Below are 19,553 nucleotides of genomic sequence, written 5' to 3'. Positions count from 1 at the left end.
GCGATCTTCTGCTTTAGCGGTGAAGTACGTACTGCCCGGTAAACTTCACGGCATCGTCATTACTGTCCGTATTGACGATCCGCGAATGCAGTGTCAACCGCGCCCGTCCATACCGCTTGTACATCGCCAAGAACTTCTTCCACACCGCCGCACTCGGCGCATGGCAAATCGCTGTCGCGTCCATGGTCACCGGCAGCGGATAGCTGATCTGTCCTTCCTGAATCACGATGTGCCCGCCTTCAACCCCTTCTTCACGCAAACGCAGATGCAACCAGCCCCAACCGGCCAGCACGGCGCCGCAATACAGGCTGCCGCCGAACATGGTGCTTTTATGATTGACGTTGGCTTCCAGCGGCAAGTGCAGGCGCAGTTGCTGGTCGTGCCAGTCGAGCACTTTGAGGCCCATGTCCCGGGTAAGGGGAATGTCGCGATGGAGGACTGATTCCAGATGACGGCTGTCGCGGCTCATGCACGGATCTCTTTTTTGAAGATGATGATTTGACGGTAGCTCAATCGGGTTCGTCGGTGTGGCTGCTGCCACTGTCGGCGAAGTTCAGCCCGTGTTTGCGCAGCTTGTCGTGCAAGGTCTTGCGTGGGATGCCCAGGGCTTCGGCGAGGCTGCGCACCGAGCTGTGAGGGCGCGCCAGTTCGGCAGCGATCAGGGTTTTTTCGAAGTTTTCCACTTGTTCGCTGAGACCGCCGCTGACCACTTCGACCGTCATGCCGACAGCGCCATCCGCCGCGTTGTTGTCCAAGGCCAGTTCCAGGCCCAGGGCAAAGCGTTCGGCGGCGTTCTGCAATTCCCGCACGTTGCCCGGCCAGGTGTGGCGCAGCAGCAGGGCACGTTGTCCCGGTTGCAACTCGTGGGGTGGCAGTCCGTGACGAGCGCTGGCTTCATCGGCGAAATGCTGGAACAGCATCAGCGCATCTTCGCCACGCTCGCGCAGCGGTGGAATACGCAGCGGTGCGACGTTCAAGCGGTAATACAAGTCGGCACGGAAGCGGCCCTGATCGGCGGATTGACGCAGGTCTTCCTTGGTCGCAGCGATGATGCGGATGTCCAACGGGATCAGCTGATTGCCGCCCAAGCGCTCGACCACTCGCTCTTGCAGCAAGCGCAGCAATTTCACCTGCACATCCAGGCTCATGCTTTCGATTTCATCGAGGAACAATGTGCCGCCATTGGCGAATTCGAACTTGCCGATGCGGCGCTTTTGCGCGCCGGTAAAGGCGCCTGGCTCGTGACCGAACAGCTCGCTTTCTACCACCGACTCGGCCAGGGCGCCGGCATTGATAGCGACGAACGGACCGTTTCGACGGCTCGACAGATCGTGCAATGCACGTGCGACAACTTCTTTACCGGCGCCGGTTTCGCCAAGGATCAGCACATCGGCCTTGGTCGCCGCCAATGCACCGATCTGCTCGCGCAGGCGCAGCATCGGCGCCGATTGCCCGACCAGTCGGGTGCTCAGTTCATTGCGATCGCTCAGGGCCAGACGCAGGCTGCGGTTGTCCAGCACCAGCCGGCGCAGGGCCAGGGCGCGGCGCACGCTGTCGAGCAACGCGTCGCTGGCAAAGGGTTTTTCCAGAAAGTCATAAGCCCCGGCGCGCATGGCCTGCACGGCCAGCGGCACATCGCCGTGACCGGTAATCAGCAGCACCGGCAGTTCCGGGTCCTGGGCATGCAGTTCAGTCAGCAATTCGAGACCGTCCATGCCCGGCATGCGGATGTCACTGACCACCACGCCGGGCCAGTCACGCTCCAGTTGCGCGGCCAGGCCTTTGGCCTCGGCGAGCGGCAGGATTTTCAGGCCGGCGAGGTCCAGGGTCTGGCTCAGGGCTTGTCGCAGGTGCGGATCGTCGTCGATCAGCACGACCTGGATGCGGTTGTCGATGGTCATGCACTTCGGTCCTCGGACGGTTGCAGGCTCACACCCGGTGCGCCTGCACGCAGCTTCAGGGTAATCAGGGCGCCACCTTCCTTGTGGTTGGCGAACGACAGTTCACCCCCGAAGGCGCGCATCAGGGTTTCGCAAATCGCCAGCCCTAACCCAAGCCCCTGAGTGCGGGTCTTGGTGGTGTAGAAGGGCTCGCTGGCGCGGCCAAGTGCCTCCAGGCAGAACCCGGGGCCATTGTCGCGAATGTACAGATTGACGCCGTCGGCAGTGGATTGGGCACTCAACCAGAGCTTACGCGGCGGGCCTTTTTCCGTCAGGGCGTCCAAGGCGTTGGCCAGCAGATTGCCGAGTACCTGACGCAGACGGGTTTCCCCTGCCTCGACCCACAGGGTGGCGGCCGGCAAGTCGCGGATCAGCTCGACTTCCATGCTGCGTCGACGCTTGGCCAGCAGCGCCAGCGCATCGTCCAGCGCCGGTTGCAAGGCAACGCTTTCCGGGGCGTGGCGATCGCGCCGGGCGAAGGCGCGCAGATGAGCAATGATCGACGCCATGCGCCCGGTCAGTTCGCTGATCAACTTGAGGTTGCCGCGCGCATCGTCGGTGCGCTGATGATCGAGCAGCACTTCGGCGTTTTCTGCGTAGCTGCGGATCGCCGCCAGCGGTTGATTCAATTCGTGGCTGATACTCGCCGACATGGTGCCAAGGGCCGACAGTTTGCCGGCCTGCACCAGATCATCCTGAGCGCGAACCAGCTCTTGCTGCGCCTGTTCGCGTTCCAGTACTTCCTGTTTCAGTCGACGGTTGAGGCCTTCGAGGTCGCTGGTCCGCTCGGCTACCCGGCCTTCCAGTTCACGACGGGCCTTGGCTTCGAAGGCGATTCGCTCGAGGTAATGACGGCGGCGTTGCATCATCAGACCCAGCAGCAACATCAAGACCAACAACGTCGCGCCGCCGATGGCGACGACCGTGCGTACCGGGCGATCGATCAAGGTGCGTGGGGCGAGAATGCTGACGTTCCAACCGGTTTCTGCGATGGGCTGGGTTTGTGTCAGCCAGGCGTTGGGGTTGAGTCGCAATGGTTTGGGATCACGGGTCGGATAAGGTTGAATCGCAGTGATAGCCTTGCGTTCTTCTTCGCCCAACGGGCGGGTCGAGCGGAATCGCCACTCGGGCCGCGACGTGAGAATGACCACGCCGTTATGGTCGGTCAGCAGCAGTTGTTCCGGGGTTTTGCCCCATAGGCTTTCGGTATGGTCCAGGTCGACCTTGACCACCAGCACACCGATAATCTTTTCGCCGTTACGCACGGCGGCGGCGAAGAAATAGCCACGCTTGGCCGAGGTCGTGCCCAAACCGAAAAAACGCCCAAGCCGCCCGGCCATGGCTTCGCTGAAGTACGGACGAAAGGAAAAATTACGCCCGACGAAACTGTCGTGTTTGTCCCAGTTGGACGCGGCCAGGGTCTTGCCCGTGGTGTCCATCAGATACATGACTTCGGCGCCGGTCTGGGCGCTGATATTTTTCAACAAGCGATTGGCGTTGCCCTGGGTGACGCCATCGTCGGGCGCGCCGAGGACGGCTCGCAGGGCCGGCAGATCGCCGAGGATCTGCGGCAACACTTCATAACGGTGCAGGGTGCCCAGCAGGTTGGCGACGTAAAGGTCGAGGGTCTGACGGTTCTGCCCGGCCAGTTCGCTGCGGTAGTAACGCTCGGCCAGATGCTCCAGCGGCCACAGCAACGGCGCCAGGCACAGCGCGAGCAGGGCCAGGCTGCGCCAGCGGGGTCTGCGGGGAAGGGTCGGAGTCATGAGCATCGAGCGCCTGTGGGTACAGGCGCATTATGCCTAGGCTTGCGGGCGCAGTCTGCGCGCCGTGGGTCAGGCACGACTATGTGGCGAAGATTCAGACGGTGTTTCAGGAAAAGACGTCAGCGTCCTTGAAGAACACGGCAGCCTGATCTTTGCCGGACAGTTGTGGTGCTTCATCCAGTTGCCAATCAATGGCCAGGTCCGGATCGTTCCAGCGAATGCTGCGCTCGGCGGACGGGGTGTAGTAGTCGGTGGTTTTGTAGAGGAATTCGGCGAACTCGCTCAGCACTACGAAACCGTGGGCGAAACCCTCCGGGACCCACATTTGACGACGGTTCTCGGCGGAAAGACGCACGGCCACCCATTTGCCGAAGTGTGGCGAGCTGCGGCGAATGTCCACCGCCACGTCGAGTACTTCACCGACTGTGACGCGCACCAATTTGCCCTGAGTGTTTTCCAGCTGGTAATGCAGGCCGCGCAATACACCTTTTTGCGAGCGGGAATGGTTGTCTTGAACGAAATTCGTCTTCAGGCCAGTCGCTTCGTTGAAAGCCTTGGCATTGAAGCTTTCATAGAAGAAGCCGCGCTCGTCACCTAATACCTTCGGCTCGATGATCAGAACACCGGGCAGGTCGGTGGTGACTACTTTCATGGTCTTTCTCCAGCAATTGGCGTTGATGGGCGACATTCTTGCGCAAAGTGGTGGCCGGTGCGAGGGGCGCGATTGTTCGGGCGATAAAATCCTCGAAGTCGCGGTGGTTGATCCATAGAAGGGCTAGCGATCTCCCGGCGGCGCATTGTCAGGGTATTCGTTTCTACCTTGAAAGGTTCGTGTACCCGTACGGGTCATAGGTTGGGGTCAAGGTCGGCGGAAGGCAATCCGAGATTGGCGTAGGAAAGTTCAATAGAGAGGTCGCTGGCTTGAAGGGGGGTTGCGTATCGTCCAAAGCAGTGGCGATATAAGCGCCTAATAAAATTTCAGGGGTCGTTGTATGCCACTCGCCACGTTGATTCATCGCGCCAGTTTGCCCAGCCCGCAAGTGTCTGCGGAGCAAGCGCTTGAGCTGCTGAAGGGACATTACGGGCTGAGTGGAACATTGCAGACCCTCGGCAGCCAGCAGGATCTTAACTATCGGGTCGACAGCGACCAGGGGCGTTTTGTCCTGAAAATCTGCCGTGGCGATTACTCGGCGCAGGAGCTGCACGCCCAGCACGCCGGGCTCAAGCGTTTGGGTGAACACCCCGATGTGCATGTGCCACGAGTGATTCCCGCCAAAAACGGTGCAGACCTTCTCTCCCTTGTAGTCGGCGGCCAACCGGTGCATGTGCGCCTGCTCGATTACATCGAAGGCCAATCGCTCACACACCTGGATCATCTGCCCGGTTCAGTAGTGGCCGGCTTCGGTCGGCTCTGCGGTGAAATGGACCTGGCCCTGGCCGGTTTCGACCATCCGGGCCTCGAGCGCACCCTTCAATGGGACGCCCGCCACGCCAACGCGTTGATCGCTCATTTGCTACCGGTCATCGAGGACGACCAGCAACGCCGGCTGATCGCCGGTGTCGCTGAACAGGCCGAGCGTCATTTGCAGCCGCTTGTGGATAAGCTGCCGGTGCAGGCCATTCATATGGATATCACCGACGACAACGTGGTGTGGCAGCGAGATTCACAACGCCAGTGGCAATTGCAGGGTGTGATCGATTTCGGCGACCTGGTTCGTACCTGGCGCATCACTGATCTGTCGGTGACGTGTGCGGCGCTGCTGCACCACGCCGATGGCGATCCGTTCTACATTTTGCCGGCGGTCCAGGCCTATCACGCTGTCAATCCGCTCACGCATGAAGAGCTACAGGCGCTCTGGCCGCTGATCGTCGCCCGTGCGGCGGTGTTGGTGCTCAGCGGCGAACAGCAGGTCAGCATCGATCCGGGCAACGAATACAGCCGCGACAACCTCACCCACGAGTGGGAGATTTTCCGCGTCGCTACCTCGGTGCCGTTGGCGCTGATGGAAGCGGCGATCCTGACCTCGGTCGGTCAGAGTCTTCCGAGCATCGGTAGCGAAGGCTTCGCGCCGCTGCTGCCGAGTCTGGTGGGACGTGAGTTTGCGTTGATCGATCTGGGCGTGCTCAGCCCGCATTTCGAGGCCGGTAACTGGGAGCAGGAGGAGATCGATCAGCGGCTGCTGACCGAAGCTGCCGCGGCTCATGGTTTGGCGGCGAGTCGTTATGGGCAATATCGCTTGTCCCGCACCCGGCCTGACAGCGCCACTGAGCCGGACACTTGCCCATTGCACGTCGAATTGCGAGTGCCCCACGGCACGGCGGTCGAGTCACCGTTTGCCGGGGTGGTGCATCAGCCCGCGGCAGGCGTTCTGCAATTGGATGGCCCGCAACTGAGTGTGCGGCTGTGGGGCGTGACGCCGTCGCTGCACACGGGCGCAGCGCTGGTCAAAGGCCAGGTGCTGGGTTCGGTCAGCGGGCCACTGATCGTGCAGTTGTGCCGAGGCGCTTCGTTCAATGCGCCCTTGTTTTGTACGCCTTCTCGCGCCGCGGCCTGGCAAGCGTTGTGCCCGTCACCGGCGGTGCTGCTGGGGCTGGCCTGTGACGCCGAAGAAGAACTCGATTCGCAGACGTTGCTGGCGCGCCGTGACGCCAGTTTCGCCCGTACCCAGAAGCACTATTACGTCGACCCGCCGCGCATCGAACGTGGCTGGCGCAATCATCTGATCGACATGCAAGGTCGCTCCTACCTCGACATGCTCAACAACGTGGCGGTGCTGGGCCACGGTCATCCGCGCATGGCCGTGGTCGCCAGTCGTCAGTGGTCACTGCTCAACACCAACTCGCGTTTTAACTACGCGGCGATTGCCGAGTTCTCCGAACGTTTGCTGAAACTGTCGCCGGATTCCATGGATCGAGTGTTCCTGGTCAACAGCGGCAGCGAGGCCAATGACCTCGCGATCCGTTTGGCTTGGGCCTACAGCGGCGGTCGCGACATGCTCAGTGTGCTCGAGGCCTATCACGGTTGGACAGTAGGCGCGGACGCGGTCTCGACTTCGATTGCCGATAACCCGAAGGCCTTGAGCAGCCGTCCGGACTGGGTGCATCCAGTCACCGCGCCGAACACCTATCGCGGCGAATTCCGTGGGCCGGATAGCGCGCCGGACTACGTGCGCAGCGTCGAACACAACTTGGCGAAAATTGCCGAGCAGAAGCGTCAGCTGGCCGGTTTCATCTGCGAACCGGTGTACGGCAATGCCGGCGGTATCTCGCTGCCACCGGGGTATTTGAAACAGGTTTATGCGCTGGTTCGTGCACAGGGCGGTGTCTGCATCGCTGACGAAGTGCAAGTCGGTTACGGCCGCATGGGCAACTTTTTTTGGGGGTTCGAAGAGCAGGGCGTGGTGCCGGACATCATCACCATGGCCAAAGGCATGGGCAACGGCCAGCCGTTGGGCGCAGTGATTACCCGTCGGGAAATCGCCGAAGCGCTGGAGGCTGAGGGCTATTTCTTCTCGTCGGCCGGTGGCAGCCCGGTCAGCTGTCAGATCGGCATGGCGGTGCTGGATGTGATGGAAGAAGAAAAGCTCTGGGAAAACGCTCAGGTCGTGGGAGGACATTTCAAGGAACGGCTTGAAGCGCTGATCGATATTCATCCGCTGGTGGGCGCGGTGCATGGTTCCGGCTTCTATCTGGGCGTCGAGTTGATCCGCAATCGCGAAACCCTGGAACCGGCGACCGAAGAAACCACGGCGCTGTGTGATCGGTTGCGCGAGCTGGGGATCTTCATGCAGCCGACTGGCGATTACCTGAACATCCTCAAGATCAAACCGCCAATGGTGACTTCGCGTCAGAGCGTGGATTTCTTCGTGGACATGTTGTCGAAGGTGCTCGCAGAGGGTCTGTAAACACCTATCCCCTGTGGGAGCGAGCTTGCTCGCGATGAGGCCAGACCAGCCAACATTGATGTTGAATGTACGACCGCTATCGCGAGCAAGCTCGCTCCCACAGGGATAGCGTAAAGTTCGATTATTATCTGGGTTGCTTGAGTTAAATTCGACAGATGGACTGTTTTAAGCTTTTAAAGCCGATTTTTATCGGCTATAAAGTCGCCGCTGCCCCGGTGTGGACTCGCCACGACCGGTGCTTCCCATTTCTGTCATTGGTCGATGTCACGCTCGACCCTCAAGCAATTGCCCCGGAGATGATTCATGAGCCGTATCGTTACCGTCGCCGCCACCCAGATGGCCTGTTCCTGGGACCTTGAAGCCAACATCGAGACCGCTGAGCGGCTGGTCCGTGAGGCCGCGGCGAAAGGCGCGCAGATCATCCTGATCCAGGAACTGTTCGAGGCTCCGTACTTCTGCCAGAAGCCGAACCCGGATTACCTGCAGTTGGCCACGACCGTTGAAGACAACGTCGCCATCAAGCACTTCCAGAAAGTTGCCAAGGAACTGCAAGTCGTTTTGCCGATCAGCTTCTACGAACTGGCGGGCCGCGCGCGTTTCAACAGCATCGCGATTATCGATGCCGACGGCAGCAACCTCGGGATTTATCGTAAAAGCCATATCCCGGACGGCCCTGGCTACCACGAAAAGTACTACTTCAATCCGGGCGATACCGGCTTCAAAGTCTGGAACACCCGTTACGCGAAAATCGGTGTGGGCATCTGCTGGGATCAGTGGTTCCCGGAATGCGCGCGCAGCATGGCGTTGCTCGGTGCGGAAATCCTGTTCTACCCGACCGCGATCGGCAGCGAGCCACACGACAAGACCATTTCGTCCCGTGATCACTGGCAGCGCGTGCAACAAGGCCATGCCGGCGCCAACCTGATGCCGCTGATCGCCAGCAACCGCATCGGCAACGAAGAGCAGGACGGTTACGACATCACGTTCTACGGCTCGTCGTTCATCGCCAACCAGTTCGGTGAGAAGGTTCAAGAACTCAACGAAACCGAAGAAGGCGTGCTGGTTCAAAGCTTCGACCTCGATGAGCTGGAGCACATCCGCAGCGCGTGGGGTTCGTTCCGTGATCGTCGCCCGAACCTGTATGGCACACTAAAGACCCTAGACGGTTCCCTGGAGTCCTGATCGCTATGACCACTTTGAACAGCACCCCTCGCGCTGATGGCTTTTACATGCCAGCCGAATGGGCGCCGCAAACCCAGACCTGGATGATCTGGCCCGAGCGCCCGGACAACTGGCGCCTGGGTGGCAAACCGGCGCAGGCCGCGCACGTCGCGGTGGCCAAAGCCATTGCCCGCTTCGAACCGGTGACCGTGGCGGTTTCCGCCGGCCAATACGAAAACGCCCGTGCCCGTCTGGACGTGCCGAATATTCGTGTGGTGGAAATGTCCAGCGACGACGCCTGGGTTCGCGACACTGGCCCGACGTTTGTCATCAATAACAGTGGCGAAGTCCGTGGTGTGAATTGGGACTTCAACTCGTGGGGCGGTTTCGACGGTGGTCTGTATTCGCCGTGGAATCGCGACTCGCAGGTCGGCGGCAAGATCCTCGAGATCGAGCGCAGCCAGCGATACCGCACCGAGGGCTTTGTGCTTGAGGGCGGTTCGATCCACGTCGATGGCGAAGGCACGCTGATCACCACCGAAGAATGCCTGCTTAACCGCAATCGCAATCCGCACATGAACCGTGCAGAGATCGAAGCGGTGCTCAGTGCGAATCTGGCTGTGGATAAAATCATCTGGCTGCCGGACGGTTTGTTCAACGACGAAACCGACGGCCATGTGGATAACTTCTGCTGCTACGTACGCCCGGGCGAAGTGTTGCTGGCCTGGACCGATGATCCGCAGGACCCGAACTACCCGCGCTGCCAGGCGGCAATGAACGTGCTGGAAAGCAGCACCGACGCCAAGGGTCGCCCATTCACGGTGCACAAGATGCCGATTCCGGGGCCGCTGTATGCGACCGAAGAAGAGTGCGCGGGTGTTGATCCGGTGGACGGGACTCAGGAACGTAATCCGACCGTGCGTCTGGCCGGTTCCTACGTGAACTTTTTGATCGTTAACGGCGGCATCATCGCGCCGAGTTTTGACGACCCGCTGGATGGCCCGGCAAAAGAGATTTTGCAGGCACTGTTCCCGCAGCACGAAGTGGTGATGGTGCCCGGCCGCGAACTGTTACTGGGAGGCGGTAACATCCACTGCCTTACCCAACAACAGCCAGCACCGCACAAAGAGTGAGTGAGGTTGTAACAGCTTGAGTTGATTGCAGAATCGGTTCGGCAAGCGTTTTGCCTTCCCGTCTTGCAGAAAGCCCGCAGTCCTTCAGGACCGCGGGCTTTTTTGTATCCGCTTATCGACAGTTACGAAACCTTGGCACAGCTCTTGTATCTCTCATGGTGCAAACAGGGAGGGGGAGAACTGCGATGTTCTGTCATAAACCTTGGATAAGTTAGCCGCTCACAAACCAGGAGAGAGCGCGGAAATGAACGCCGAAATGAATGTGGTGAGCGAGCGGGCGTTGCATCCCCTGGCAGTAAACAGCGAATCGCTCCAGGTCCTGGCGCACTGGTTGAAGTCCAATGGAACGCGTCAGATCAGAGAACCTGATCCGCGCCGGACGATGATCGAACGCTACCCCGCTGGTTTATTCAGCGAAGCGGAGCTGGAAGCGTTGTGGGATGTGATGGAAGGATAAGAAGAAAAAACAAAGGATTGATAAAAGCGCTGCCGGGAAGGCGGCGCTTTTTTTATGGGCGAAGGTTTTTTTGAAATACAGATTTGTGATCACCACAAACCAATGTGGGAGCGAGCTTGCTCCGGGCGGCGTTCCGACGATGGCGGCGGGACAGTCAACATTGATGTCAACTGATCCACCGCTATCGTCGGAACGCCGCCCGGAGCAAGCTCGCTCCCACAGGGGATTGGTGTGAACACTTTATTTGTGATCCACACCGGTTAAACGGTGTTTAGAAGCTATAGGTCCCGGTCACGACCAGGCTGCGCGGTTCACCCGGCTGAATCTGCGCCGCACTGGTGGCTGACGAGTAGTAGGTCTTGTCGCTAATGTTGTTCAGCGCCGCGCGCAAATCCCAATCCTTCTGCCGGAACCCGGTCAATGCATCCCAACGGCCATAACCCGGCAGGACGGTGGTGTTGAGGTTGTCGGCATAACGCTGGCCCACCAAAGTCAGACCGGTTTCGACGTACCAGCCCATTTCCGGTTTCCAGGTCAGGAACAGGCTGCCGTTATGCTTGGCCACGTTGCTGATGCGTTTGCCTTCAAAGCCGTTGTTGTCCTTCTCGACCGTCGCGTCCTGCACACCCACGCCACCGCGCACGTACCAGTTGCCAGCGATCTTGCCGGTTCCGGTCAGCTCTATCCCGCGGGAACGTTGCACGCCGGTCATCAAGGTGACGGTCGGATCGTTGGGGTCGCTGGTGCGGCGGTTGTAGAGTTCCAGTTCGTAGATCGCCAACGTGGTACTCAGGCGGTCATCGAGCCAGTCGCTCTTCACGCCGATTTCCTTTTGCTTGGTCAGCTCGGGACTCAGGTCGTTGCTGTTGCCGGCAGCGCCTGGGGTGATGCCGATCAAACCACCGCCGACCGGGGAGAAAGTCTTGGTCCAGGAGGCGTAGAAGGAATGATTCTGCAGCGGCGTCCACACCAGTCCTACACGCGGGCTGGTGCTATGGCTGTCGCGATCTTCGGAAATGTCCCGCAGCTTGTTGGTCGACTCGATATCGAAGGTGTCGTAACGCAGACCGGCCAGCAGTTGCCATTGATCGTTCAGGCGCAGTTGATCCTGCACGTACACCGCACGGCTTTCGACTTCGGTGTGAGTGCTGCTGGACACTTGCATCCGCCCGGTATGGCGCAAATTGCGGTCGGGGTTGTACAGGTCCAGCGCCGGTACGGGAGAACTACCCCGTCCGGAAGTCGCCGCGTTGTACAGGGTCGGGTCGCGCCGCTGGCTGCCGATTTCGATGCCGGTCAACAAACGATGCTCAAGGCCGAACGTGTCGAAACCGCCTTCCAGTTCGACGTTGTTGTAGACGTTGCGGGTGGTCAGGTCCTGTTGCCAGTGCTGGCGCGTGACCTTGTTGGTCGCCGGGGTATAACCCGTCAGGTAGGTGTTGTCGAAATCGCTGTTGAGCTTGAACACGCCCAGGGTATGGCGCAGCTGCCAGTTGTCGCTGAGCTCATAACTGAGTTTCGAGCGCAGGGATTGCGACTTGTCGTCGATGAAATCGTGCTCGCTGCCGTAGGTCGTATCCCGTCCTACGTCCGCCGGGCGCCCGTTTACACCGGGGATACCGCGATCCGGCGTACGGTTGTAGCGGCTGTATTCGTACTGCACCAGCCAGTTCAGGTCCGGCGTCAGTTGCCAGCTCATCGACGGAGCGAACAGTTGGCGATTGCCGCTCACGCCGTCGCGGAAGCTGTTTTGATCCATGTTGCCCATGTTCAAGCGCAGGCTGATGTTCTCGCTCGGGTCGGTGCTGAGGTCGGCGTAGAGGCTGCGCAAATCATCGCTGCCGCCTTGGGCTTCGATGGTCGAGCGGCGACCGAATTCAGGCAATTTGCTGACCCGATTGACGATCCCGCCCTGACTGCCACGGCCATACAAAACAGCGGCCGGGCCTTTGAGGACTTCGATGCGTTCGATGTTGTGCAAGTCGCGCACGTATTGGCTGTCGTCGCGGATGCCGTCGAGGTAGAAGTCGTTGCTGGCGTCGAAACCACGGATGCGCAGGCTGTCGAAGCGTGTATCGGCGCCGCTGCTGACGTTGGGGATACCGCTCAGCGCGGTGCCCAGATCGTTGGTGCCGTAATCCATGACGTTCGCGGTTTTGATCGAGTCGATGGCTTGTGGAACGTAGCGCACCGGCGTGGCGGTGCGGGTCGCGGTGCTGGTTTCTTTCACACGCGGGTCATCGGCTTCCGCTTCGGCGCTGATCGAGGTTTCGGGTAGAACGGTGGTCGCGGCACAGGTAAAACCGGCAGACAGAAAAGCAGAAAGCCCAAGGGTGACGGGCGTAAGGCGAAAGGGGGCAGGCATCTGAAGCGCATCCGAAGGGTGGAGAAATTCGAGGTTGCGAATGGTAATGCTTGCTATTTGCTTCCGTTAATTATTCTTGAAAGGTTTTGCTGTTTGATTATTTCGAATTGTGTCGAGATGGCAACAGTGGGGCCGTGAGGCCATTCGACCGATTCATGAAACAGACTGAAAGCCATTCCAGCATTTTTCAGAAACGGGCGGGGGACTAATCTGCCGGCATCTCGTTTTCCTACACCCTGCCGGAGTCTTCCTATGATCCTTCACTACATTTACGACCCCTTATGCGGCTGGTGCTACGGCGCAAAACCGCTGGTGCAAGCCGCTCAGGCTGTGTTGCCAGTGATGGCCCACGGCGGCGGCATGATGACCGGCGCCAACCGCCAGACCGTCTCGCCACAACTGCGCAACTACGTGATGCCCCACGACCGTCGCATTGCCGAGTACACCGGCCAGCCGTTCGGTGAGGCGTATTTCGAAGGATTGCTGCGCGATGAGACAGCGGTGTTCGATTCCGCACCGCCGATTGCCGCGGTGCTGGCAGCCGAGCAGATCGCCGGCCGCGGACTGGAGTTGCTGGGGCGTTTGCAGAGTGCTCATTACGAGGAAGGTCGACGCATAGCCGATGAAGCTGTGTTGTTAGAACTCGCGAAAGACATCGGTCTTGAACCGCAAGCGTTTCAGGCCGCTTTCAACGAAGCTGAAACCGATCGCCACATCAAGGACAGTCGAGCACGCTTGGCCGAAGTCGGCGGCCAGGGTTTCCCGACCTTCGCCCTGGAACACAACGGCCAATTTACCCTGATCGATATCGGCCCGTGGCTCGGCAAGCCGCAAGCGTTCGCGGCATGGCTGAGTCAGTCGCTTCCCGCACAAGCGTCGTCATCGGAGCTTCAAGCCTGTGGCCTGAACGGCTGCGCCCATTGACGTCGACAAGTGATTTCTTAGACGTTTTTCACCTATTTACAGACGATTCATGAAATTGACACATGGTTAAGGTCGCGGCTAGGATCCGCCCCGCGCCTGTGGCTAACCGCCATGACTCATAAAATAACAAAAAGGCCCGCCACGATTTCTTCGTGCGCGGGCCTTTTTGTTTGGGGTGAAAAAAGAGTGCGATAGCGCCGTTTCAGCCGTTCGACACAGTGCGTATCAACCGATCATAAGGAAAAGAACAACATGTTGAACAAGCGAATCAGCCTGATCGCTCTGGGGATGTTGAGTGCTACACAGGTCATGGCTAACGACCAGGCCGAATCCAAGGGTTTTGTTGAAGACAGCAGCCTCAAAGTGCTGCTGCGCAATGCCTACATCAATCGTGACAAGAAAGACGGCAACGATGACCAGCGTGAATGGGGTCAGGCTGCCATCGGCACCTACACCTCGGGCTTCACCCAAGGTACCGTCGGTGTAGGCGTTGATGCCTTCGGTCTGTACGGCTTGCGCCTGGACCGTGGTAGCCATAGCGGCGGCCAAGGCATCGACTTCTTCAAGGTAGGCGACAGCGGTAACCCGGCCGGCGACCTGGCCAAAGCCGGTGGCGCGGTAAAATTCCGCGTATCCAGCACCGTCCTGACTTACGGCGACCAGATGCCAGCCCTGCCGGTGTTGAGCTACGACAACGGGCGTCTGCTGCCGGAAAGCTACACCGGCACCCTGATCACCTCCAAGGAGATCAAAGGCCTGGAACTGAATGCCGGTCGCTTCACCGCCGAATCGCGTAAAAGCGCTGAAGGCCATGACAGTGGCGGCCTGAAGTCGATCAACGTGTTGGGCGGTAGTTACCAGTTCACCGAACAGTTCAAGGCTGCGCTGTACGCCTCCGACGTCGAAGACGTGTTGAAGAAGCAATACGTGAACGCCAACTATGTGTTCCCGATCGACAAGGATCAGTCCCTGACCCTGGACTTCAACGGCTACCGCACCAAGCTGGACGATTCCTACGTCCACGAAAGCGGTGCCACCGGCGACGACAACAAAATCTGGAGCCTGGCCGCCACATTCGCCACCGGCGCGCACTCGTTCACGCTCGCCCACCAGCGCAGCACCGGCGACAGCAACCTGGGCTACCCCTACGGCGGCTACCAGAAAGATCAAGGTCGCATCGGCGACGGCGGCAACACCATCTACCTGGCGAACTCCTACTGGTCCGACTTCAACGCCGAAGACGAACGCAGCTGGCAGCTGGGCTACGGCCTCGACTTCAGCACCTTCGGTGTTCCAGGCCTGAGCTACAACTTCGCCTACGTGCGCGGCGACAACATCACCACCTCCACCAGCGAAGGCGGTACCGAGCGCGAAATCTTCAACCAGTTCAAATACGTCGTGCAAAGCGGCCCGGCCAAAGACCTGAGCGTGAAACTGCGCAGCTCGATCCTGCGTGTCTCGCAGAAATCGAGTGAGTACAACTCCAGCGGTAATGAAGTGCGTGTGTTCGTGGATTACCCGATCAACATTTTCTGATGATCGGTTGCACCATCGAAGCCTGATGCAAGGCTGAGAAAGGAAAAGCCCCGACTGGTTCGGGGCTTTTTTGTGGGCGCGATTTAGAGCTCAACGCTCACCGTGGAAACCGTGATCGTCTCTAAGCCTTAGAAAATCCGCAAGCGAACAAAAACTGAAAGAATGTTCAGATCTGTACTACTCTGAAGGCATATCCCTTTGCCCGAAGGAGTCCTTCCAATGGCCACTTCATCCCCCGTCCGCACGGCTCCCCAAGAGCTCGACACCCCGGAAGCCGGCCGTGTGGCGCTCAAGTTCTTCTTCAACCTGATGGAGCGTTGGGGCTGCACCGCCGAAGAACAGCGCACGCTGTTGGGCAAAGTCGGCAACACCACCTTCTATAAATACAAACACCTGCCGCCCAATGTGCGTCTCCCTCATGACACCCTGGAGCGCATCTCCTACCTGATGGGTATTCACAAAGCCCTGAGCATCATCTTCAGTAACAACCGCGACCGCGCCTACAAATGGGTCAGCAGTCCGAACACCGCCGCACCGTTCAATGGTCAATCCGCATTGAGCTATATGCTCGCCGGCCGGGTGGTGGACATCGCTGATGTGCGTCGCTACCTCGATGGTATCCGCGGCTGATGGCCCCGGAAGTAGCGCTCCCCGAGTGGAACCGTGCTTACCGGATGATCAATAGCGCGTTTCCCCCGATCACCCTGTTTGAAGACGTGCTCGACCCCGAAGACCTGCAAACCGCCTACGCCCTGGAAGCCCTGACCAACGACCGGTTGGTGCAAGAAGCCGGCGTGCTCTCCCGCGTGCTGCCCGAAGACCGAATCTCCGGCCCCGGCTCATCACCGGTCATGGCCGCGTTCACCCACATCGGTAAAACCAGCCGCTTCACCGACGGCACCTACGGCGTCTACTACGCCGCCAGCAGCCAGGCCGCCGCCATCGCCGAAACGAGCTATCACCAGGAACGCTTCCTCGCCGCGACCAACGAGCCCGACATCGAGTTGACCCTGCGCACCTACGTCAACAAAGTCGTCAAACCGATGCACGACATCCGCCAAAACTACCCCGAACTGCACAAACCGGATCCTGACGCTTACGGGCCGTCACAAGCCTTTGCCCGGCAACTGCGTGAAACCTTGTCGTGGGGGCTGCTTTACAACAGCGTTCGGCTGTCTGGGCATGAATGTGTCGCAGCGTTTCGTCCGCCGGCCGTGACTATTCCGAAGCAAGGCAAGCACATTCGATATGTGTGGAGTGCGAGCAGTCGGAAGATTTCGTTTGTGTTTGAAGTCAGCGAGGTGTGAGCCGGAATGCAAAAAGCCCCGATTGATTCGTAACACTGTTCACTCAAGCGCGGGCGTCCACATTTGTGGCGAGGGGATTTATCCCCGTTCGGCTGTGAAGCAGTCGTAATCCAGACAACTTAGTCTGTCTGAAAATACGCTGGGGCCGCTTCGCAGCCTAACGGGGCGGTGTGACGTTTCGCTAAATCCCCTCGCCACAGGTTCTTGCTCGACTGATGAATGTCTTCCGTCCGCGCTCATTACATCACGTAACTAATGATGTTCCCGCCCCCACCTTTATCCCCTCCAGCTAACTTCCTACATTGAGCTCCAACGCCTACCCATTCATTCCGAAGGGAAGGTCACTTGGAGATTCCTCATGCCTTTCGTAAGCGTACGCATCACCCGCGATGGCGTTACCTCTGAGCAGAAAGCTCAGGTGATCGCCGAAATCACTGAAACCCTGGAACGCGTCCTGAAGAAGGATCCGCACCTGACCCACATCGTGATCGAAGAAGTCGACACCGATAACTGGGGCTACGCCGGGATCACCACCACCCAGTACCGCAGGCAACTGGCAGAGGCGGAGGACAAGTCGTGACCGCGTCCGTCTCCATCGATTTCATCTCCGACGTGGTGTGCCCGTGGTGCGCGTTGGGTGCCACGGCGTTGGAGCAGGCGATCGAGAACGTGGCCGGTGAGGTTTCGGTGGAGCTGACCTACAAGCCCTTCGAGTTGAACCCGGACATGCCGGCAGTCGGCGAAAAAGCGGTCGAGCATTTGATGCGCAAGTATGGACGGACCGCCGAAGACGTCGCCGCCGGCAAAGCGATGCAGATCGCACGTGGTGAGGCCATCGGCTTCAAGTTTGATCTGGAGAAACGCAGCCACTTCTACAACACGTTTGATGCTCACCGGTTGTTGATGTGGGCGTTGCAGGAAGGGCGGCAGGTCGCACTGAAAAAAATCCTGCTGCGCGCTTACTTCACTGACGGCCAGAACCCGAGCGATCGCGAGACGCTGGTGAGTCTGGCTGTTGAAGCGGGACTGGATGCGGAGGCTGCTCAAGAGGTGTTGGCGTCCGGAGCGTTTGCCAAAGAAGTGCGTGAGCTTGAAGAGTTTTACCGCCAGCGCGGCATCAATTCGGTTCCGGCCATGGTGCTTAACGGTCGTCACCTAGTGTCCGGTTCGCAGTCGGTCGAGTACTACGAACAGATGTTGAGACAAATGGCGAAGGCCCCCGCCGAAGCCTGATTACTTACTTTTTCAAACCATCATTTATTAGTTGAGGTTCATCATGAGCAATTCGAAAAAAGTCATCGTTATTACTGGCGCCTCCCAAGGTCTCGGCGCCGGCATGGTCAAGGCTTTCCGTGATCTGGATTACAAGGTTGTCGCCACTTCGCGTTCGATCAAACCGTCCACCGACCCGGACATCCTCACCGTGGCGGGCGACATCGGCAACCCGGAAGTCGCCCAGCAAGTCATCCGTGAAGCCATCGAACGATTTGGCCGCATCGACACCCTGGTCAACAACGCCGGGATCTTCGTCGCCAAGCCGTTCACCGCGTACACCGCGCAAGACTACGCCAACGTGCTGTCGGTGAACCTGAACGGCTTCTTCTACATCACCCAACTCGCAATCAACGAGATGGAAAAACAAGGCAAAGGCCACGTCGTCAACATCACCACCAGCCTGACAGACCACGCGATTGACGGTGTGCCGTCGGTACTGGCTTCGCTGACCAAAGGTGGTTTGAACGCTGCGACCAAGTCCCTGGCGATTGAATACGCCAAGCGCGGGATCCGGGTGAACGCCGTTTCCCCAGGCATCATCAAGACCCCGATGCACGGCGAAGAAACCCATGAAGCGCTGGGCAATCTGCACCCGGTCGGCCACATGGGTGAGATCAGCGACATCGCTCAGGCGGTTGTGTATCTGGACAACGCCAACTTTGTCACCGGCGAAATCCTGCACGTCGATGGTGGTCAGAGCGCCGGTCACTAAGACCTGAGTGACTTGTCCACAGCGCCGTCGATCAATATCGACGGCGTTTTTTTGGAGAACGCACCATGACCATCCATGTCTACAAGGTTTTCCTGATCACCGGGGTCAGTTCAGGCCTCGGCCTGGCTTTTTCGCAAGCAGCGCTGGCGGCGGGGCACACGGTGGTGGGGACGGTGCGGCGCAAATCCGAGCGTGCTGCGTTCGAAGCTCTAGATGCTCATCGCGCCAAAGCGTTCGTACTCGATGTCACCGATTTTCCGGCGATCGAGCCGCGGGTCGCCGATATTTTGCGCGAGGTGGGCCAGATCGACGTGTTGGTGAACAACGCCGGTTATGGTCATGAGGGCATTCTAGAAGAGTCGCCGCTGACTGAGCTGCAGCACCAGTTCGACGTTAATGTGTTTGGCGCGGTGGCAATGATCAAGGCGGTTCTGCCCGGTATGCGTATGCGGCGCAGCGGGCACATCGTCAACATCACCTCCATGGCCGGCTTCATCACCTTGCCGGGCATCGCCTATTACAGCGGCAGCAAATTCGCCCTCGAAGGCGTGAGTGAAGCGCTGGCTAAAGAAGTGGAAAGTCTGGGCATCCACGTGACCGCCATGGCGCCGGGCTCGTTTCGTACCGAGTGGGCAGGTCGCTCGATGATCCGTTCGGGTCGCACATTGAGTGAGTACGACGCGGTGTTCGATCCGGTCCGCAAGGCGCGTGAAGACAAAAGTGGCAAGCAGGCCGGCGATCCGCACAAAGCGGCGCAGGCGTTGTTGACGCTGGTGGCTGCGGAAAAACCGCCGGTTCATCTGTTACTGGGTAAAGATGCAGTGAGGTTGGTGCGCGAAAAGATTGCGCACCTTCAGGCGGAAATCGACGCTTGGGAGCACCTTTCGGAATCGACGGAGTTCGACTGATCGAAACCCTAGGGGACACAGAAACTCAAACCCCGGAAACAACAAAGCCCTCGTATTTCTACGAGGGCTTTGTTTTGTATGGTGCGGCACCAGGAGTCGAAAAAAGTCCTAACTGGTTGTATTTCATCAGGTTTTATTCGAAGTGAAGAAGTACTATCCCAAAA

The 19,553-nt window shown here is 59.2% G+C and carries 17 protein-coding genes; 12 read left to right on the top strand and 5 right to left on the bottom strand.

The features are described 5' to 3' along the window. Positions 1-13 precede the first annotated feature (13 nt). From VD17_RS00615 to rfbC, 4 genes are all read right to left on the bottom strand, one after another. On the bottom strand, positions 14-469 hold the full coding sequence (locus VD17_RS00615; RefSeq protein WP_046052222.1) for a YiiD C-terminal domain-containing protein: 456 nt from the start codon (positions 467-469) through the stop codon (positions 14-16). A gap of 40 nt (positions 470-509) precedes the next feature. Next, positions 510-1,901, bottom strand: a complete 1,392-nt coding sequence (locus tag VD17_RS00610; protein ID WP_046052221.1) for a sigma-54-dependent transcriptional regulator — start codon at positions 1,899-1,901, stop codon at positions 510-512. Beyond that, on the bottom strand, positions 1,898-3,706 hold the full coding sequence (locus VD17_RS00605; RefSeq protein ID WP_046052220.1) for a sensor histidine kinase: 1,809 nt from the start codon (positions 3,704-3,706) through the stop codon (positions 1,898-1,900). The genes VD17_RS00610 and VD17_RS00605 overlap by 4 nt, the downstream gene beginning before the upstream one ends. 106 nt (positions 3,707-3,812) lie before the next feature. Beyond that, positions 3,813-4,358 carry a dTDP-4-dehydrorhamnose 3,5-epimerase gene (gene rfbC, locus VD17_RS00600; RefSeq protein ID WP_046052219.1) on the bottom strand — a complete coding sequence of 182 codons (546 nt, stop codon included), beginning with the start codon at positions 4,356-4,358 and terminating at the stop codon, positions 3,813-3,815. Between the two features lie 340 nt (positions 4,359-4,698). Between rfbC and VD17_RS00595 the strand changes: the two genes are divergently transcribed. The 4 genes from VD17_RS00595 to VD17_RS00580 all read left to right on the top strand — a co-directional run bounded on the left by VD17_RS00595 (position 4,699) and on the right by VD17_RS00580 (position 10,362). After that, positions 4,699-7,611: an aminotransferase gene (locus VD17_RS00595; protein ID WP_046052218.1), complete on the top strand. Its 2,913-nt coding sequence runs from the start codon at positions 4,699-4,701 to the stop codon at positions 7,609-7,611. Positions 7,612-7,914: 303 nt separating this feature from the next. Then, complete coding sequence (gene aguB, locus VD17_RS00590; protein ID WP_046045523.1) at positions 7,915-8,793, top strand: N-carbamoylputrescine amidase; 879 nt, start codon at positions 7,915-7,917, stop codon at positions 8,791-8,793. A gap of 5 nt (positions 8,794-8,798) precedes the next feature. Beyond that, positions 8,799-9,905, top strand: coding sequence for an agmatine deiminase (gene aguA / locus VD17_RS00585; RefSeq protein ID WP_046052217.1), 1,107 nt, complete (start codon positions 8,799-8,801; stop codon positions 9,903-9,905). 244 nt (positions 9,906-10,149) lie between these two features. Continuing rightward, on the top strand, positions 10,150-10,362 hold the full coding sequence (locus tag VD17_RS00580) for a hypothetical protein (RefSeq protein ID WP_046052216.1): 213 nt from the start codon (positions 10,150-10,152) through the stop codon (positions 10,360-10,362). 271 nt (positions 10,363-10,633) lie between these two features. Here the strand turns inward: VD17_RS00580 and VD17_RS00575 are convergent, their stop codons facing one another. Further along, positions 10,634-12,727: a TonB-dependent receptor gene (locus VD17_RS00575; RefSeq protein ID WP_046052215.1), complete on the bottom strand. Its 2,094-nt coding sequence runs from the start codon at positions 12,725-12,727 to the stop codon at positions 10,634-10,636. Positions 12,728-12,979: 252 nt separating this feature from the next. On the opposite strand from VD17_RS00575, the gene VD17_RS00570 reads away from it, so the two are divergent. From VD17_RS00570 to VD17_RS00535, 8 genes are all read left to right on the top strand, one after another. Beyond that, positions 12,980-13,651 (top strand): DsbA family protein, encoded by a 672-nt coding sequence (locus VD17_RS00570; protein ID WP_046052214.1) that lies wholly within the window; start codon positions 12,980-12,982, stop codon positions 13,649-13,651. 252 nt (positions 13,652-13,903) lie between these two features. Further along, positions 13,904-15,187, top strand: coding sequence for an OprD family porin (locus VD17_RS00565; RefSeq protein ID WP_046052213.1), 1,284 nt, complete (start codon positions 13,904-13,906; stop codon positions 15,185-15,187). Positions 15,188-15,406: 219 nt separating this feature from the next. Further along, positions 15,407-15,817, top strand: a complete 411-nt coding sequence (locus VD17_RS00560; protein WP_046052212.1) for an MbcA/ParS/Xre antitoxin family protein — start codon at positions 15,407-15,409, stop codon at positions 15,815-15,817. Then, positions 15,817-16,494, top strand: a complete 678-nt coding sequence (locus VD17_RS00555; protein ID WP_046052211.1) for an RES family NAD+ phosphorylase — start codon at positions 15,817-15,819, stop codon at positions 16,492-16,494. The genes VD17_RS00560 and VD17_RS00555 overlap by 1 nt, the downstream gene beginning before the upstream one ends. A 358-nt stretch (positions 16,495-16,852) precedes the next feature. Further along, on the top strand, positions 16,853-17,074 hold the full coding sequence (locus VD17_RS00550) for a tautomerase family protein (protein WP_033058337.1): 222 nt from the start codon (positions 16,853-16,855) through the stop codon (positions 17,072-17,074). Beyond that, on the top strand, positions 17,071-17,727 hold the full coding sequence (locus tag VD17_RS00545; protein WP_046052210.1) for a DsbA family oxidoreductase: 657 nt from the start codon (positions 17,071-17,073) through the stop codon (positions 17,725-17,727). Before VD17_RS00550 ends, VD17_RS00545 begins: the two co-directional genes overlap by 4 nt. A gap of 43 nt (positions 17,728-17,770) precedes the next feature. Beyond that, positions 17,771-18,481: an SDR family NAD(P)-dependent oxidoreductase gene (locus VD17_RS00540; protein ID WP_046052209.1), complete on the top strand. Its 711-nt coding sequence runs from the start codon at positions 17,771-17,773 to the stop codon at positions 18,479-18,481. 65 nt (positions 18,482-18,546) lie between these two features. Further along, positions 18,547-19,389, top strand: a complete 843-nt coding sequence (locus tag VD17_RS00535) for an oxidoreductase (RefSeq protein WP_046052208.1) — start codon at positions 18,547-18,549, stop codon at positions 19,387-19,389. Positions 19,390-19,553: the final 164 nt, after the last annotated feature.

This window comes from Pseudomonas fluorescens, assembly GCF_000968015.1.
In the GTDB taxonomy this organism is placed as follows: Bacteria; Pseudomonadota; Gammaproteobacteria; order Pseudomonadales; family Pseudomonadaceae; genus Aquipseudomonas; species Aquipseudomonas fluorescens_W.
The sequence above is the reverse complement of the archived record's forward strand: the minus strand, read 5'-3'. Positions and strand labels throughout refer to the sequence as shown.